Annotated in this window: 11 protein-coding genes and 1 riboswitch; of the genes, 5 read left to right on the top strand and 6 right to left on the bottom strand. The window is 72.6% G+C overall.

What is annotated here, in order from left to right:
• Positions 1-110: 110 nt before the first annotated feature.
• Positions 111-1403 (top strand): ATP-binding protein, encoded by a 1293-nt coding sequence (locus HUT18_RS22235; protein ID WP_176102329.1) that lies wholly within the window; start codon positions 111-113, stop codon positions 1401-1403.
• Positions 1400-2119 carry a response regulator transcription factor gene (locus tag HUT18_RS22240; protein ID WP_176102330.1) on the top strand — a complete coding sequence of 240 codons (720 nt, stop codon included), beginning with the start codon at positions 1400-1402 and terminating at the stop codon, positions 2117-2119. Before HUT18_RS22235 ends, HUT18_RS22240 begins: the two co-directional genes overlap by 4 nt.
• Before the next feature lie 78 nt (positions 2120-2197).
• Here the strand turns inward: HUT18_RS22240 and HUT18_RS22245 are convergent, their stop codons facing one another.
• Positions 2198-3277 (bottom strand): NlpC/P60 family protein, encoded by a 1080-nt coding sequence (locus HUT18_RS22245; protein ID WP_176102331.1) that lies wholly within the window; start codon positions 3275-3277, stop codon positions 2198-2200.
• A gap of 393 nt (positions 3278-3670) precedes the next feature.
• On the opposite strand from HUT18_RS22245, the gene HUT18_RS22250 reads away from it, so the two are divergent.
• The gene (locus tag HUT18_RS22250; RefSeq protein ID WP_176102332.1) at positions 3671-4024 is read left to right on the top strand and encodes a hypothetical protein; all 354 of its coding nucleotides are present in this window, start codon (positions 3671-3673) and stop codon (positions 4022-4024) included.
• Positions 4025-4148: 124 nt separating this feature from the next.
• Here the strand turns inward: HUT18_RS22250 and HUT18_RS22255 are convergent, their stop codons facing one another.
• A complete protein-coding gene (locus HUT18_RS22255) occupies positions 4149-5309 on the bottom strand; it encodes a C40 family peptidase (RefSeq protein ID WP_176102333.1) in 1161 nt (386 codons plus the stop codon).
• Between the two features lie 8 nt (positions 5310-5317).
• Positions 5318-5483, bottom strand: a riboswitch (cyclic di-AMP (ydaO/yuaA leader).
• Positions 5484-5706: 223 nt separating this feature from the next.
• Between HUT18_RS22255 and pcrA the strand changes: the two genes are divergently transcribed.
• Positions 5707-8199, top strand: a complete 2493-nt coding sequence (gene pcrA / locus HUT18_RS22265) for a DNA helicase PcrA (RefSeq protein ID WP_217710510.1) — start codon at positions 5707-5709, stop codon at positions 8197-8199.
• Between the two features lie 146 nt (positions 8200-8345).
• Here pcrA and HUT18_RS22270 read toward each other — a convergent pair whose 3' ends face one another.
• Both HUT18_RS22270 and HUT18_RS22275 read right to left on the bottom strand, forming a co-directional pair.
• Positions 8346-10574 carry a M23 family metallopeptidase gene (locus HUT18_RS22270; protein WP_368661549.1) on the bottom strand — a complete coding sequence of 743 codons (2229 nt, stop codon included), beginning with the start codon at positions 10572-10574 and terminating at the stop codon, positions 8346-8348.
• Between the two features lie 611 nt (positions 10575-11185).
• Positions 11186-12070, bottom strand: coding sequence for an alpha/beta fold hydrolase (locus HUT18_RS22275; protein WP_176102336.1), 885 nt, complete (start codon positions 12068-12070; stop codon positions 11186-11188).
• A gap of 725 nt (positions 12071-12795) precedes the next feature.
• On the opposite strand from HUT18_RS22275, the gene HUT18_RS22280 reads away from it, so the two are divergent.
• Positions 12796-13206 (top strand): cobalamin B12-binding domain-containing protein, encoded by a 411-nt coding sequence (locus HUT18_RS22280; RefSeq protein WP_176102337.1) that lies wholly within the window; start codon positions 12796-12798, stop codon positions 13204-13206.
• A 193-nt stretch (positions 13207-13399) separates the two neighbouring features.
• On the opposite strand, the gene HUT18_RS22285 is transcribed toward HUT18_RS22280, so the two are convergent.
• Positions 13400-15070 carry a DUF5691 domain-containing protein gene (locus HUT18_RS22285; protein WP_176104724.1) on the bottom strand — a complete coding sequence of 557 codons (1671 nt, stop codon included), beginning with the start codon at positions 15068-15070 and terminating at the stop codon, positions 13400-13402.
• Between the two features lie 363 nt (positions 15071-15433).
• A complete protein-coding gene (locus HUT18_RS22290; protein WP_176102338.1) occupies positions 15434-16807 on the bottom strand; it encodes an SWIM zinc finger domain-containing protein in 1374 nt (457 codons plus the stop codon).
• Positions 16808-16868 lie beyond the last annotated feature (61 nt).

The following is a 16868-nucleotide window of genomic DNA, read 5'->3' on the forward strand; positions in this document are numbered from 1 at the left end:
CCTGAGTTCCAGGTCCGGCCCGGGCCGGACCGCCCGCGAAAGCCCCGCTCAGGGAAGTCTCCGGGTCCGACCCTGATGTCTTCGCCGCGCGAGCGTGTGACCATCGGTGCATGCAGGATGCCGCCACCGCTCCCACCGACGCCGAGCGGCCCGTACGCAAGCTCTACCGCAGCAGTGACGGCCGCTGGCTCGGCGGTGTGGCGCGCGGGCTCGCCGGGCATCTCGGGCTGCCGGTGATCTGGGTCCGGCTCGCTTTCGTCGGCCTGTTCATGGCGGACGGGCTCGGCGCCCTGCTGTACGCGGCGTTCTGGTTCTTCGTACCGCTCGGCCTGGGCGGCGTGGAGGAGGGGCGCAAGGGCGCCGTCACCACCGAGGCCGCGCCGGACGGGCGGCTGCGCCTGGTCGCGCGCAAGCCCGACAAGGGGCAGATCGTCGCCCTGATCGCGATGGTCATCGTCTCGATGGTCTTCGTCCGCGAGGTCGACCTCGGCGGCCCCGCCAAGCCCTATCTGTGGCCGACCCTGCTCGTCGGCGCCGGTGTCGCCCTGGTGTGGCGGCAGGCGGACAACTCCCGCCGGGCGCGCTGGATCCAGGTCGGCCGCCGCCGTCGCACGCTGACCCTGCTGCGTTCGGCGGCCGGGGTGGTCCTGGTCGGCGCCGGGGTCACCAGCATCTTCGTGATCCAGGGCTCGGCCGAGGACCTCGGCGCCGTCATGCAGGCCTCGCTCGCGGTCCTGGTCGGCATCGCCCTGCTCGCCGGTCCCTATCTGGTCCGGATGGCACAGGACCTGTCCGAGGAACGCCTGATGCGCATCCGCGCCCAGGAACGCGCCGAGGTCGCCGCCCATGTGCACGACTCGGTGCTGCACACCCTGACCCTGATCCAGCGCAACGCCGACCAGGCGGGCGAGGTGCGCCGCCTGGCCCGCGCCCAGGAACGGGACCTGCGCGAGTGGCTCTACCAGGGCATGGGCAAGAGCACCGAGGAGACGGACGCCGAGCCCGAGACACTGGCCGCCGCCGTCAAACGGTGCGCGGCCGAGGTCGAGGACAAGCACGGTGTCCCGCTGGAGGTCGTGGTGGTCGGCGACTGCCCGCTCGACGTCCGCCTCGGCGCCCAGATCCAGGCGGCGCGCGAGGCGATGGTCAACGCCGCCAAGTACGGTGGCGAGGGCGGCGCGGTGCAGGTGTACGCGGAGGTCGAGGAGAAGAAGGTCTTCGTGTCCGTGCGCGACCGTGGACCGGGCTTCGACCTGGACTCGGTGCCCGCCGACCGCATGGGTGTACGGGAGTCGATCATCGGCCGGATGAAACGCAACGGCGGTACGGCGCGGCTGCGCGCGGTGCCGGACGGCGGTACCGAGGTCGAGTTGGAGATGGAGAGGGCGGAAGCGACGTCATGAGCGAGCCGACCGGGGCCACGGGCCCCGCCGCGCAGGAGCAGCCCGGCCACGGCGAACGGCGGGTGCGCGTCGTGCTCGTCGACGACCACCGCATGTTCCGTACCGGGGTCCAGGCCGAGATCGGTGAGACCGCGCAGACCGGGGTCGAGGTGGTCGGCGAGGCCGCCGACGTCGACCAGGCGGTCACCGTGATCACGGCCGTACGCCCCGAGGTGGTGCTGCTCGACGTGCATCTGCCCGGCGGCGGAGGCGTCGAAGTGCTGCGCCGCTGCGCCTCGCTCAGCGCGGACCCCGAACGGCCCGTGCGCTTCCTCGCGTTGTCGGTCTCCGACGCCGCCGAGGACGTGATCGGTGTGATCCGCGGCGGCGCCCGCGGCTACGTCACCAAGACGATCACGGGCACCGACCTGGTCGACTCGATCTTCCGGGTGCAGGAGGGCGACGCGGTCTTCTCGCCGCGCCTCGCGGGCTTCGTACTCGACGCCTTCGCCTCCACCGACGCCCCGCCGGTCGACGAGGACCTCGACCGTCTCACCCAGCGCGAACGCGAGGTGCTGCGCCTGATCGCCCGCGGCTACGCGTACAAGGAGATCGGCAAGCAGCTCTTCATCTCGGTGAAGACGGTCGAGTCCCACGTCTCGGCGGTACTCAGGAAGCTCCAGCTCTCCAACCGCCACGAACTCACCCGGTGGGCGACGGCACGACGGCTGGTGTGAGCGGCAGCGCGGGAAGCGCCCAAGTGGCCTGAGGTGCTGGGCGGTTGGCCCTTGTCCCCCTCAGCCTCCGCAGGGCGCTCAGGCCACTCTCGCCGCGCCCGCGAACGGCATCTGGTCGATCGGCGCGACGCGTACCGGCGCGCCCGGCTTCGGCGCGTGGATCATCTTCCCGTCGCCGATGTACAGGCCGACATGGCTGACGCCGGAGTAGAAGAACACCAGGTCGCCGGGGCGCAGTTGGCCGCGTGAGACCCGCTGTCCGGCGTTGATCTGGGAGTAGGAGGTCCGGGGCAGCGAGACACCCGCCGCGCGGTAGGCGGCCAGGGTGAGCCCGGAGCAGTCGTAGGAGCTGGGGCCGGTCGCGCCCCACACATAGGGCTTGCCGAGGGCGCGGTACGCGTACGCGATCGCGGCGGCGGCCCGGGAGCCGGGCAGCGCCTGCGCCACCGGCGCGGCCACGGGGGCCGACCGCTCGGCGTCGCGGGAGGCGCGCTGTTCCTTCTCCCGCAGGCGGGCGCGTTCGTCGGCGGTGAGCCGGGCGAGCAGGTGCCGGGCCTCGCGGAGCTTGCCCTGCACGGTGCGCTTGTTGCGGGCCAGATCGCGCTCGCGGGTGGTGAGCCGCCCGGCCAGGCGGGCCGACTCGTCCCGCAGCCGGTCGAGTTCGCGCAGTTCACCGCGGGCCTCGGCGAGCGTCGCCGACTGCCGGTCGCCCGCGCGCTCGGCCAGCTCCGCGCCGCGCAGCCAGTGCGCCGGGTCCTCGGACAGCGCGAGCCGCGCCACCGGGCCGAGAGTCCCCTCCCGGTACTGGTCCTTCGCCACCGAACCGAGCGCCGTGCGGGCCGAGTTGAGCCGCTGCGTCCGGCGCGCGGCCTCGTCCTGGAGCCGGTCCAGCGCCTTCCGCGCCTCCTTGGCCTGCTCCTTGGCGCCGTGGTACTTGTCCGCCGCCGCCTCCGCCTCCCGGTAGAGGCTCTCCACCCGGGCCTGCACCCGGTCCGGGTCCCCGGATGGTGCGGCGGCCGCGCTCTGGCCGAGGACTCCGGCCGTCGCCGCCCCGGTGAGGGCGAGCGCGGTGGCGGCGCGGGCGGCGGCCTTGCCGCCCAGCGGGCGGCGGCCGGGTTTTCGGTGGGTCTGCTTGCGGTGCTTGTGCTGCGCGGCCACGAGGGCTCCACGTCCTTCCGTGCGACGGCTCCGTGCGGTCTCCGCCACGGCGTGCGCGGCGGATGCCCGGCCCCGGCGGCGTCCCGTACGGGGGAGCGGACCGCCACCGGAGCCGGGGGCAGGTGTCCGGCGACCGTCCTCGCGGACGGCGGTGAGAGGCCGGACACCTGGGGGAGGACGCTAAACGGCGCGCACAGACGATTAACCCGATGTCCACAAGTGCTCGCACAGGCGGGCATGTTGACCATGTGCGACCGGACGCGGACACCCGGGCCACCGCGTTGGCGCCCCGAGCTGACCGATCGGCGCAAGCGCCGCGCGCCGGGTCCGGGCCGGTGCTACGGCGCCGTCCCGCCCGAGGCCGCCGCGGGGCGGAGGGCTACGCTCCGGGACATGGACGTACTCATCCACCTCTTCGTGGGCCTGCACATCATCGGCATCGCCTCACTGCTTGGCGGATTCCTCACCCAGATGAAGGCCATGGGCGAAAACACCGCCCGCTTCAGCCCGGCCATGCTGCACGGCGCGCTCACCATGCTGGTCACCGGTGTGATCCTGGTCGGCCTCAACCAGGCCGACGACGCCGACGTCAACAACATCAAGATCGGCCTCAAGCTCGCCCTGCTGATCGTCATCCTCGGGCTCGTCTACGTGAAGCGCGACGAGGAGCGGGTCGACAAGTCCCAGTTCGCCCTCGTCGGCGCCCTGACCACGGCGAACATCTTCATCGCGGTGCTCTGGACCTGAGGGCTCGCACGCTCCGGCACGCCGAGGGCCCGCTTCCTTCCCCAGGTGAACTCCTGGGCAAAGCGGGCCCCTTCGCGTATCCGCCGCTCAAGTACGCCCGTACGGGCGGCCGTTGCCCAAGGCGCTACCCGGGCCGCACCACACTGTGGATCGGCATGTAGTACACCGACTCCTCGCGGACGTTGGTGCCCGGCTTCGGGGCGTGGACCATCTTGCCGTCGCCGAGGTACAGGCCGACGTGGCTGATGTCGTCGTAGAAGAACACCAGATCGCCCGCGCGCGCCTGGGAGATCGGGATGGTGGTGCCGGTCTTCACCTGGTCCCAGGTGGTGCGCGGCAGCGTGATGCCCGCCGCGTCCCAGGCCTTGAGGGTCAGCCCGGAGCAGTCGAACGAGCCGGGCCCGGTCGCGCCCCACACGTACGGCTTGCCTATCTGCTGCCGTGCGAAGGCGATGGCCTGCTCGCCCTGGGCGGCCGTGGTGCCGCCGGGGGTGTCGGTGCCCGTGCCGGGGTCGGTGGTCCCGCCCCCGCCGCCGTCACCGTCGTCGTTGTTTTCTTCTTCCTCGCGCTCGCGCCGCTCGCGCTCCGCGGCCTGCTGCCGGGCGAGTTCCTCGGCCTTGCGGCGGGCCTCGTCCTCTTTCCTCTTCTCGATCGCCGCGAGCCGGGCCTTCTCCTCGGCCGTCAGCTTCGACAGCAGCTCGCGGGCCTCGGTCAGCTTGGACTGCACGTTCTGCTTGGAGGTCTTGAGCGAGTCCTGGGTGCCGGTCAGCGTCTCCAGGCTGCGGGCCGCCTCGGCCCGCTTGCGCGAGGTGGCGAGCTGCTGCGCCTGGAAGTCGTCGACCGCCTGCTTCTGCCGTCCGGTGAGCCGGTGCATGAGCTGCTTCTGCTCGGTGTACTCGCCCGGGTCGTCGGCGAGGAGCAGATTGGCGGTGTCCGAGAGGCCGCCCGTGCGGTACTGGGCGGCGGCGTACGAACCCAGCTCGCGCCGTGCGTCGTTGAGCTTGTCGGTGCGCTTGGCCACGTCGTCCAGAAGGGTGTCGACCTTCTTGCGCTGCGAGGTCGCGCGTTCCTTGGCGGCGTTGTACTTCTGCGTGGCGACACCCGCCTCGCGGTACAGGTCGTCGACCTTCTTCTTGACCTCTTCGATGCTGGGCCGCGGCTTCTCGGGCGCGGCGGTCGCGCTCTGCGAGAGCAGGGCGACCGAGGTGAGCGCGGCGGTGGTCAGGCCGAGGGCGGGACCGGAGGGCGCCAGGCGGGCCGGGCGCGGCTTGCGGTGTGACGCCACGGAGGGCGACTCCTTCCGTTCGGCCGCCTACCGGGTTAGCTGTCGGGTTCGGGCTGGGAAGGTCTGCCCTACGGCTCCGCGCCGTGAACGCGGTGCCGATTCACCCCAAGGGATCCTGGTGGGTCCCCGGCTCCGGCTGCCCCGTGGGCGCACCGGACTCGGCGGGAGCGGCCCGTCCCGGCGAGATCTTCCCCGGTGGTGGCGGACTGCCCGACCGGCACGCTAGCCAACTCGTGGAACGCCTGTGAAGGTTGGTGTTCGAATTGCCCGATACATTTTCGTGACTTTCGCGCTGCGTGAGAGCACGTAAGCGGAGCGCTCCGTACCGGGCGCGCGGGAGTGGCCTGGGCCGAACCCGGGGCGGGCTGTCAGTGGGGCCGCCTAGACTCGGGAGGCGATGAGCAGCCTCTTTGACGAAAGCTTCCTGGCGGATCTGCGTGCCCCGCGCGAGGAAGCGCCCCCGCCACCCGAGGATGAGGGCCCGGAAGAAGTACCCGACGACTTGTTCGGAGGGAAATTCGACGTGCCGCCACCCCGCGACGCCCACTACCGCGACGGCGCCCCGCGCCCCGTGGTGGATCCCGCTGCCCTGGTGGAGGGACTGAACGAGGAACAGCGCGCCGCCGTCGTGCACAGCGGCTCGCCCCTGCTCATCGTGGCCGGCGCGGGCTCCGGCAAGACCCGGGTGCTCACCCACCGCATCGCGTATCTGTTGGCCGAGCGCGGCGCGCACCCCGGCCAGATCCTCGCCATCACCTTCACCAACAAGGCCGCGGGCGAGATGAAGGAGCGCGTGGAGCAGCTCGTCGGGCCGCGTGCGAACGCCATGTGGGTCTCCACCTTCCACAGCGCCTGCGTCCGCATCCTGCGCCGCGAGTCGAAGAAGCTCGGCTTCACCTCCTCCTTCTCGATCTACGACGCCGCCGACTCCAAGCGTCTGATGGCCCTGGTCTGCCGCGACCTGGACCTCGACCCGAAGAAGTTCCCGCCGAAGTCCTTCAGCGCCAAGATCTCCGGCCTGAAGAACGAGCTCATCGACGAAGAGGACTTTGCCGACAAGGCCGCCGACGGGTTCGAGAAGACGCTTGCCCAGGCCTATGCGATGTACCAGGCGCGGCTGCGCGAGGCGAACGCCCTCGACTTCGACGACCTGATCATGACCACGGTCAACCTGCTGCGCGCCTTCCCGGACGTCGCCGAGCACTACCGTCGCCGCTTCCGGCACGTCCTGGTCGACGAGTACCAGGACACCAACCACGCCCAGTACGCCCTGGTGCGCGAGCTCGTCGGCCGTGCGCCGGTCGAGGGCGAGGCCGCGGACATCCCGCCCGCCGAGCTGTGCGTGGTCGGTGACGCGGACCAGAGCATCTACGCCTTCCGCGGCGCCACCATCCGCAACATCCTCCAGTTCGAGGAGGACTACCCGGACGCCACGACGATCCTCCTGGAGCAGAACTACCGCTCCACCCAGACCATCCTCAGCGCCGCCAACGCCGTCATCGAGCGCAACGAGTCCCGCCGCCCCAAGAACCTGTGGACCAAGGCGGGCGCGGGCGCGCACATCACCGGCTACGTCGCCGACACCGAGCACGACGAGGCGCAGTTCGTCGCCGACGAGATCGACCGGCTCACCGACAAGGGCGAGGCCAAGTCCGGGGACGTCGCGGTGTTCTACCGCACCAACGCGCAGTCCCGTGTCTTCGAAGAGGTCTTCATCCGGGTCGGCCTCCCGTACAAGGTGGTCGGCGGCGTCCGCTTCTACGAGCGCAAGGAGGTCCGCGACGTCCTCGCGTACCTGCGCGTCCTCGCCAACCCCGAGGACTCCGTCCCGCTGCGCCGGATCCTGAACGTCCCCAAGCGCGGCATCGGCGACCGTGCCGAGGCCATGATCGACGCGCTCTCCCAGCGCGAACGCATCAGCTTCGCGCAGGCCCTGCGCCGCGTCGACGAGGCGTACGGCATGGCGGCCCGCTCCGCCAACGCCGTCAAGCGGTTCAACACGCTGATGGAGGACCTCCGCACGATCGTGGAGTCCGGGGCCGGACCGGCCACCGTCCTGGAGGCCGTACTCGAACGCACCGGCTATCTCGCCGAGTTGCAGGCCTCCACCGACCCGCAGGACGAGACGCGGATCGAGAACCTCCAGGAACTCGCCGCCGTCGCCCTGGAGTTCGAGCAGGAGGGCGAGGAGGCGGCCGGAGGGGTGGCCGAAGGGGCCGAGGAGACCGCGACCGGCGGTGGCCTCGCCGCGTTCCTCGAACGCGTCGCCCTGGTCGCCGACTCCGACCAGATCCCGGACGAGGAGGACGGCGGCGGCGTCATCACGCTGATGACCCTGCACACCGCCAAGGGCCTGGAGTTCCCGGTCGTCTTCCTGACCGGCATGGAGGACGGCGTCTTCCCGCACATGCGCGCGCTCGGCCAGACCAAGGAGCTGGAGGAGGAACGCCGCCTGGCCTACGTCGGCATCACCCGGGCCCGCGAGCGCCTCTACCTGACCCGCTCGACCCTGCGCAGCGCCTGGGGCCAGCCCTCGTACAACCCGCCCTCCCGCTTCCTGGAGGAGATCCCCGCCGCGCACCTGGAGTGGAAGCGCACCGGCCCCCTCGCCCCGGTCTCCTCGGGCCCCGCGGCCGGTATCGCCGCCTCGCTGTCCTCCTCCCGCTCCCGCTCGGCCGCCTCCGGCGCCTCGGGCTTCGCCACCCGCCGCGCGGGCGACAAGCCGGTCGTCGCCCTGGCGGTGGGCGACCGCGTCAACCACGACCAGTTCGGCCTCGGCACGGTCGTCGGCGTCAAGGGCAGCGGTACGAACGCGGAGGCGACCATCGACTTCGGCGACACCAAGCCGAAGCGGCTGCTGCTGCGGTACGCGCCGGTGGAGAAGTTGTAGGGGGAGAGGGCGACGGAGGCCGCGCGGCTGACCACCGCGCGGCGCCGACTACGGGGGGGCGGGCTGACCAACGGGCCAGCCCGGGGAGCGAGTTACTGCCGGACCGACTACTACTGCCGGACCGACTACTACTGCCGGACCGACTACTACTGCGGGTCGAGTCCGTGGCTCTGGAGCCACGGCAGCGGGTTGACCGCCGAGCCGCCGCCGGGGCGCACCTCGAAGTGGAGGTGCGGGCCGGTGGAGTTGCCGGAGTTCCCGGAGAAGGCGATGGTGTCGCCCGCCTTGACCTCGCCGCTGAAGACCTTGTGGCTGGAGAGGTGGCAGTACCAGGTCTCCGTGCCGTCCTTCGCGGTCACGATCGCCATGTTCCCGTACGCGGTGTTGTACTGCGTCCGTACGGTTCCGTCGGTCGCGGCCAGTACAGGCGTGCCGTAGGAGACCGGGAAGTCGATTCCGGTGTGGATGGACATCCAGTTGACGCCGGCCTGGCCGTAGTAGGCGCTGAGGCCGTGCCGCGCGACCGGCAGGCTGAACTTCGGGCGCAGCCGCTCCTTGCGGGCTGCCTCCTCGGCCGCGGCCTTGCGCTCGGCTTCCTTCTTGGCCTTGAGGTCGATGCGCTCCTGGGTGCGGCTGGCGCGGTCGGCGAAGTCGCCCGCGTCGGCGGTGACGCCCTGGAGCTGGGTGTCGAGCCTGCTGTTGGCCTCGGAGGGCCGCACGCTCGTCGGGTCGGGAGCGGAGGCCGTGGTCTCCTTGTCGCCGTCGCCGAAGTCGCCCACGGAGGCGGCGGCGATACCCGCGACGCCCATCACACAGGCCGAGGGAACGGCGACGGACAGCAGCGCGGAACGCTTCTTCGGGCCGGTACGGCGCCGGGCCCGCACCCGCGAGGCCGCCGCCGAGGAGCGCTCGCCGGGGTGCTCGGTGGCCACCTCGGGAAGTTCGAGCGCCTCCCCGAACTCCGGGGCGTCCGCGGGCAGTTCGGCCCGGCCGTGCTCGGGCGGGGAGACCGGCGGCAGGGGCGCGCCGGGGACGGCGGTGTAACCGGCGTCCGCGTCCATGGCATGGGTGGCGTGCGCGGTGTGGGTGTTCCCGGGGGCGCCGTGCGTGGGCGGCAGCTCGTCGTCCGTCAGGGGGAACCCGTCGGTTCCGTAACGGGGTTCCTCGGGGTAGGCCGGGGCCTCGTAGATCGCCTCGAAGGTGGCGGTGTCGAAGCCGGTGGTCTCGTACGAGCCGGTCGGGTTCAGCGGGTCCGTGGCGTCGTAGGCGCCGCTCGCCTCGGGGTGGGCCGCGAATCCCTGGGCGGGAACGGCCGGGGTGCCGCCCTGTGCCGGTACGGACGGGGCCGCGGGTGCGCCGTAGGCCGGAGCACCGAAGGCCTCGGGGGCGTCGAGGGCGGTGTGCGCGACGTGTGCGTAGTCCTGGGCGGCGTAACCGTGGCTCGCCTGCTCGCCGTTGGCGTAGGACGCCGCCTCCAGGCCACCGCCTTCGAGACCGGAAGCGTCGAAGCCGCCGGTGTCGTAGCTGCCGGTGCCGAAGCCGTTGGTGTCGTAGCCGTTGGGGGCGAAGGCGTTCGTGTCGAGGGGGTTCGCGTTGAGGGCGTTCGCATCGAACGTGCCCGTCTCGAAGCCGCCGGTCTCGAAGCTGCCCGTGTCGAAGCCTCCGACAGGGAAACCGCCGTTGTCGAAGCCGCCGTTGTCGAGGCCCTGGACCGGAAGGCCCTGGCCGTCGGTCCCGTAGCCGGGCGTCTCGTAGCCCTGTGCCGCGAGGCCCGTGGTGTCGAACTGCCCGGTCCCGTACTCGGGTTGCTGCCAGCCGTCCGGGCCGGGCGCCTGCTGCTCGTAGCCGGTCGCCGGGTACCCCGTGGGGTCGAAGCCCTGGGTGCCGAACTGGCCGGTCTGCTGCTCGTAGCCCGCACCGTCGAAGGTCTGCGGGTCGAAGTTCTGCGTCTGCCACTGACCGGTGGCGTCGGTGCCCGGGTGCCCCGCGGCCTCGGCCGGTTGCTGGGTCGCCCAGGTGCCCGTGGTGTCGTAACTGCCGGTCTGGTAGGCGCCGGTGTCGTACGCGGCCTGAGGCGCGCCGTACGGGTCGGCGCCGTAGGAGTCGTACTGCCCGGTGTCCGTCACGCCGTGCGGCGGGGTCTGCTGGACCGTGGACCAGGAACCGCTCTCGTACGCGCCGCCGCTGCCCGGCATGTCGCCGAAGAGGGGGTCCGCGTCGAAGCCGGTGGTGGCGTAAGTGCCGGTGCCGTAGCCGTCGTAGCCCGGGAAATTGCCTTGCTGCCCGCCGTGGTCGTAGGAACCATGGGCTGCGGAGGCGGCGTCGGGAGCAGATGCCGGAGCATGAGCGGCCCCTGACGGGTGACGGTCGTTCACCAACTTCTCTTTCGCCTCGACAGCAGGGCCGGGTCCCGGGGGACCCACGGTCGTGGACCGTTGAAGCGCTGATCCGGGTGGCGGAGCAGTGCCGCGACTGTACCCGCCGGTTATCGGGCGCCACAATCTTCCGCTGGTTTCAGCACTCCGGGAAACGGGCATTCGGCCGCGTTTCGCCGCCCGTAAAACGGAGCCTTGGCTCTATGTTCGAGGCGTGTTCGAAGTTTTGGGACGGAACCGCTGCACACAGTTCCGCCGACGGCAGCCCGAATTGGCCGCTCTGGTGCGGTTATTGGCGAACCTCGGCGCAGTAGTCCCCTGCGTGCCCGGGGCGGAATCTTGTCGGGTTCCGCTCGAACCGTGGCTGAGAGGGCCAGGAGGTCGGGAGGGCCGGGCGGGTCGGCGGGGTGGCGCTGTCGGCGGCGCAGGCGCCGGAGGGGGCGGAGGGGGCAGCGCTCGCCGTGCTCCTGCCGGCACCGGGCCGAGCCCAACTCCGCCTTGTGCGGCGGTCGTCGTATTCCGTACCCGACTCGTCGTTCCCGTACGCCGGTTGTCGTTCCCCGTTCCTCTGTTCCTCTGCGCCTCTGTGTCGCTGCGCCGGTCGTCGTCGCTCAGGCCACGGTGAGCGTTCCGTCCGCCCCCGACCCCGTCGCGGTCGCCGCCTTGTCCACGGACTGCAGGATCTCGCGGATCCGGGTGGCCACCGCCGGGTGCGCGGGCAGGGCGAGATGGCCGATGCCGGTGACCCGTACGTTCTGGGCGATGAGGTCCGGGTGGGTGATCCGGGCGGTCTCCACCGGGACCATGATCTGGTCCAGGTTGCTCCAGAAGGCGAAGAAGCGGGTCCCGCACTGGGGGGCGGGGCTGCGCAGTTCCTCGACCAGGTCGGAGCCCGGACGCATCTGCCGCACCACGGGGTGCGCGTCCATCAGTGGGACGAACCGGGTGCCCTCGTGCGGAGTGCCGAGGGTGATGAGGGTGCGCACGCGCGCGTCGCCGCCGAGCCGCTGGACGTAGTACCGCCCGATGAGTCCGCCCAGACTGTGCCCGACCACGTCCACCTGCTCGTGCCCGGTGCGCTCGCACAGCTCCTCGATGTGCCGGCCGAGCAGGTCCGCCGCGGCGCGGATGTCCGAGGTGAGCGGTGAGTAGTTGAGCGACTCCACGTGGTGGCGGCCGTCGCGGGTCAGCCAGCGGTGCAGCAGGACGAACACGGACCGGTTGTCGATGAAGCCGTGCAGCAGGACCACCGGCGGACGGGTGTCCGTCGGCAGATGTTCCGCGCCCGCGTCCCGCTGCCCCGGGCCGGACCTGCGTTCCTGGGCGATGCCCGCGGGATAGAGGACCAGATGCCCGGCGAGGATGGCGGCCTCAAGCACCGCCGCCCTCAGCAGGGTCACGGACAGCCGCGGCACTGTCATCGACAGTCCCGCCAGCTCCTTCGGGAGCAGTCTGCGGCAGAGGGGGAGCAGGGGCAGTGCCTTGATGACCTGCATGGCCGACCTCCCGTCGGCCCGCGGAACGGATGCCGGTGTGCCACCTGACGGACGCCGGTGTCCCTCGCGGGCGCTAGCGGAGAGCCGGGAGTGGTCGGCACGTGCGTACGGTGAAGCCCGCGCACCGCTGTGTGGTGGGTGGACTCCGCGGCCGGACGGCCCGCGCGACCGTCGAGAGCACCTCATGTGCCCGCCGGTCCGTGCGGTTCACGGAGCGGGGAGGTGGTCGGACGGCTCCCCTCGCGCCCGGGCCCGGGTGCGGCTCCCGTACCGCCTCGGGGGACCTGACGCGGTGAACATGTCCCACGGATGATTTCCCCCTCCGCCCCCGCAGCGAAACTGCCCCGGATGGCCCCCGCCGCCTGGCCTGCGCGCGGAGTGGCGAGGTCAGGGGCACGAAAGCGCCGGGATCAGGGGTGCCAAAGCTCCGGGGGCGGAGGGGTACGGGTACGAAAGCTCCGGGGCGGAGGGGTACGGGTACGAAGCTGCGGGGCCCGGCCCCGGCCCCGGGCGCGGAGCTGGAGGGCACCGGGTGCGGCGCGGGATCGCCGCCCGCCTCGTCACAGGGCGGGCGGCACCGGGCCGGACGTACATTGTGGGCGTCGTGTCCTGCTCGCCGTTGTGTCGCTGTCGCTGTCGCGGGCCATACCGACGCGGACGGGACCAGCACGTCGGGTATGGCCCGCGAGGACCCGAGAAAACCGGGGAGAACCGGAGAGGGAGTGATGGCCGTGGCAACGGGGCCGATCCGGGTGGTGGTCGCCAAGCCCGGGCTCGACGGGCACGACCGCGGTGCCAAGGTCATCGCGCGCGCCCTGCGCGATGCCGGTATGGAGGTCATCTACACCGGCCTGCACCAGACGCCCGAGCAGATCGTGGACACCGCGATCCAGGAGGACGCCGACGCGATCGGCATGTCCATCCTCTCCGGCGCGCACAACACCCTCTTCGCCCGCGTGATCGAGCTCCTCAAGGAGCACGACGCCGAGGACATCAAGGTCTTCGGCGGCGGGATCATCCCCGAGGACGACATCGCTCCCCTCAAGGAGCAGGGCGTCGCCGAGATCTTCACCCCGGGTGCGACCACCCAGTCCGTCGTCGACTGGGTCAGCGCCCACGTCCGTCAGGGCGCGTAGGACTCGGGGCGTCGGCGGGTACCTCGGCGGCAGGTTCCTCGGTGGTGGGTCCCTCGTGGCGGCGGCCTCCCTTTCCTTTCCTCCTCCTTTCCTCGGACACGTCTTTTCTTTCCCCCGGCCTTCGCCTTCCCCCGGACCTTCGCCGCCCCCTGGCCCCCTCCTTCTCCTTACTTCGGCCGCGCGCCGACCGCCCTCACCGCGCGCCCATCAGCTCCTCCCGCATCGTGGAGCGCAGGCGGAGGGTGCCGAGGAGGCGTTGGAAGGACTCCGCCCAGTAGCCGCCCGCGCCCGGGGAGGAGTCCTCGGTCTCGTCCGGGATCGCGGCGAGCGGTTCCAGGCGGGTGGCCTCCGAGGGATCGAGGCAGCGTTCCGCGAGGCCGAGTACCCCGCTGAAGCTCCATGGGTAACTGCCCGCGTCCCGCGCGATGTTGAGCGCGTCCACCACCGCACCGCCCAGCCTTGGAGCCCAGGGCGCGGCGCAGGTGCCCAGGAGCTGGAAGGCCTCGGAGAGACCGTGCGCGGCGATGAACCCGGCCACCCACTCGGCACGTTCGGCCGCGGGGAGCGCGGCGAGCAGCTTGGCGCGTTCGGCCAGGGACGAGGCGCCCGGTCCTCCGGCACCCGGCGCGGAGGGCTCGGCGAGCAGGGCCCGCGACCAGGCGGCGTCGCCCTGCCGGACGGCCGCCCGGCACCAGGCCGCGTGCAGCTCGTCCCGCCAGCCGTCCGCGACCGGCAGTGCCACGATCTCCTGCGGTGATCTGCCGCCCAGCGTCCGGGGCCAGAGCGACAACGGCGCCGCCTCCACCAACTGCCCGAACCACCAGGCCCGTTCACCCCGTCCGGCGGGCCGTTTGTGGACCACCCCGTCCCGCTCCATCTCGGCGTCGCACTCGCCGGGCGGCTCCACGAGCAGCGTCAGCTCCAGCGGGCCGGTCGCCGTCGGCTCGTGCGGCACCCGGCCGGGCGCCGGTGCCTTGCCCAGGCGTACGCAGGCTCCGGCACGCTCTGCCATCCTGCCCGCGAGGGCGGATCCGGGCAGGGAGGACAGGAGTTCGGCCGCGGTGGCGCGGACGTTGCGGCTGCGGTCCGTCAACGCCCTTTCCAGGAAGGGCTCGTCGGGTGCGGAGAGTCTCGCCCGCAGACAGTCCAGGAACATCAGCCGGTCCTCGGCGCGCTCCTTGGTCCAGGTGGCCGCCAGCAACTCCCGTGCCGCCGCCGGGTTGTGCACCCGTACCGACGTCAACAGGGCCACCCGCTCCGCGAACAGGCCCTCCTGCCATCTGCGTTCGACCTCGGCGGTGTCGTCGGGCGCCGGAAGCGAGGCACTGCCGCCGGGAGTGGCGCGCAGCGCGTACTTCCAGTCCGGGTTCAGCCGGGCCAGCCACAGTCCGCGCGACCCCGCGAAGGCCAGCACCTCCGCACGCAGATCGCTGCGCCCGCGCGCCGCGTCGAGCAGCGCGGGCAGCAGATGGGGCGGCGGACCGAAGCCGCGCGCGTTCGCCAACGCCAGCCACTGCGGCAGCAGTTCGAGCAGGTCCGGCGCACTGCCCCGGCGCCCGCCCGCACTGCCGGGCCGGTCGGTGAGCAGGGTGCCCAGCCGTTGTACGGCCGCGGGCGGCGGTGTCGGACGCGGATCCGGCGTGGCCACGTCGAGCGCCGGGGCGGCCGTCGCCGGACGCAGCGCCGCCCGACGGCGCACCGTCTGCACGGCGGCCGCCTCGAGCAGCGCCGTCTGCGGCAGCGCGCCCGCCCGCCCGCGCACGGGCGGCGTGCGCCGGTCCGTCCCAAGCAGCGCCGCGGTCACCAACTCGTCCCAGGCGGTGTCCTCGGTGTCCGTGGTGTCTCCGGCGGCGGTGCGCGGCATGGCTTCGGCGATGTGCGGTGCGGCTTCGGTGGTGCGCGGTGCGGCTTCGGTGGTGCGCGGCGCCTCGTCGGTGGCCTCCATCGAGTCGCCGGTGGCGGCCACCCCGTTCCCAGGGGCGCCCATCGCCTCCCCGGTCAAGGTCGCGGAGCCTGCCCTCGTCCTCACGGTCCCCATCCCCTTATCCCCCCATCCCTTCATCTCCCTTTCCCCGCCTGCCGATTCGCGCCGCGACTCGTCCCTCTCTGCCGATACGGGCCGCTCCCCTTCCCCACCTGCTGATACGGGCCGCACTCCTTCCCGGTCGGGATCGCGCTGGCCCGCTCCCTGCGCGCCGTGCGCGCCCGGCCGCGTGCGCCTCGCGTCTCAGCACAGCGACACCAGCTCCCCGCCCGGCCCGTCCCACGCCGCGAGAGGTGTGAAGCCGCGGTGGCCGCACTCGCCGAACACGCTCACCGGGGCGCCGCCCGAGAGAGCCACCAGCCGCCACAGCCCCGCCCTGCTCCCGGCCGAAGTCGTCAGCGGAAGCGCGGAACCCTCTGCGGTGTCGACCAGTTGCCAGCGTTCGTCGTCCGGGGCCGAGGCCGGGGCCGGGGTGACCGAACGCAGAGTCACCGGCCAGGAGTCCAGCCACGGGTCGTCGCGCAACGCCGTCCCGTACTGTGCGAGCGCCTCGCCCGGACCGACGCCGGTCGGCCGGGTGGTCGCGGGCGCCGGGGCGGAGAACTGTTCGCCCAGGTCGGCGCGGAGCCCGCCGCCCGGGTGGCCGGACAGCTCCGCGTCGAGGGCGAGCCCGACCGGGAGCGCGAGCCCGGGCGCGCGGCCCGCGGCGCCGAACGACAGCAGCAGCGCCGTACGGCCGGACGCCTCGCCGTGGACCCAGGTGCGGCGGGTGACCAGGTGGCCCTCGGCGGTGTCGTAGCGGGCCAGGACCAGCCATGTGTCGCGGGCGGCGGGGCCCTCGGCGGTGGCGGGCAGGCCCACCCGGGTGCGTACCGTGGCGGCCAGTTCGGGCGGCAGGCTCTCGCGGCGCTGCCAGCCCTGCCCGAGCAGATGGAGCAGTGCGCACTCCTCCAGGAGCCGCACCGGCCAGCCCGCACCGGAGCCCGGTATCGCCCCCAACTCCCTTGCTCGCGCGGCAAGACCGGGAGCCTGGGCGTCGACCATGCGCGCGGCGGTCTCCTCCCAGAGCGCGTACCCGGACTGCTCGGCGGAGGCGAGACCGCCGCGCAGCAGATCGGCGAGGCGCTGTTCCAACTCGCTCGCGCCCGCGGTGATCCGTTCCGCGCGCCTGCGCGCCCGCTTCCGCGCGGCCTCCGGGTCGGACCCCTGCGACCGGCCCGGCCCCTGCGCGCCCGTCGTCTCCTTCTTCTTCTCTTCTCGCGCGCGCCGCGCGGTCAGCCACTCCCGCGCCCAGCCCGGCGGCTCTCCGTCGGCGGCGACCGCCGGGTCCGTACCGGACCACAGCAGCAGCAGACCGAGCGCGTGCTTGCACGGGAACTTCCTGCTGGGACAACTGCACTTGTACGCCGGGCCCGCGGCGTCGGCGAGGTCCACCACCGTCTGGTACGGCTTGCTGCCGCTGCCCCGGCACAGTCCCCACACCGTGCCCTCGCCGGTGCAGCCCGCATCGGACCACGGCCCGGCCGAGCCGAGCCTGCTTCCCGCTTTGCGCGACGAGGCGTCAGGAGCCAGTGCCAGCACCTGATCAGCCGTCCAGCGCACCCCCTGCTGAGTCATACGAGCGACCGTACGACCCGCCACTGACAACGCCCCGGCCCGAGCCCGCCGTACTCGCCCT

It is taken from the genome of Streptomyces sp. NA04227 (genome assembly GCF_013364195.1).
Taxonomy (GTDB): domain Bacteria; phylum Actinomycetota; class Actinomycetes; order Streptomycetales; family Streptomycetaceae; genus Streptomyces.

Bases quoted from the DNA above. Each gene is read 5' to 3' on its own strand.
- HUT18_RS22235 (WP_176102329.1), top strand. From the start codon at position 111: ATGCAGGATGCCGCCACCGCTCCCACCGACGCCGAGCGGCCCGTACGC.
- HUT18_RS22240 (WP_176102330.1), top strand. From the start codon at position 1,400: ATGAGCGAGCCGACCGGGGCCACGGGCCCCGCCGCGCAGGAGCAGCCC.
- HUT18_RS22250 (WP_176102332.1), top strand. From the start codon at position 3,671: ATGGACGTACTCATCCACCTCTTCGTGGGCCTGCACATCATCGGCATC.
- pcrA (WP_217710510.1), top strand. From the start codon at position 5,707: ATGAGCAGCCTCTTTGACGAAAGCTTCCTGGCGGATCTGCGTGCCCCG.
- HUT18_RS22275 (WP_176102336.1), bottom strand. From the start codon at position 12,070: ATGCAGGTCATCAAGGCACTGCCCCTGCTCCCCCTCTGCCGCAGACTG.
- HUT18_RS22280 (WP_176102337.1), top strand. From the start codon at position 12,796: ATGGCCGTGGCAACGGGGCCGATCCGGGTGGTGGTCGCCAAGCCCGGG.
- HUT18_RS22285 (WP_176104724.1), bottom strand. From the start codon at position 15,070: ATGCCGCGCACCGCCGCCGGAGACACCACGGACACCGAGGACACCGCC.
- HUT18_RS22290 (WP_176102338.1), bottom strand. From the start codon at position 16,807: ATGACTCAGCAGGGGGTGCGCTGGACGGCTGATCAGGTGCTGGCACTG.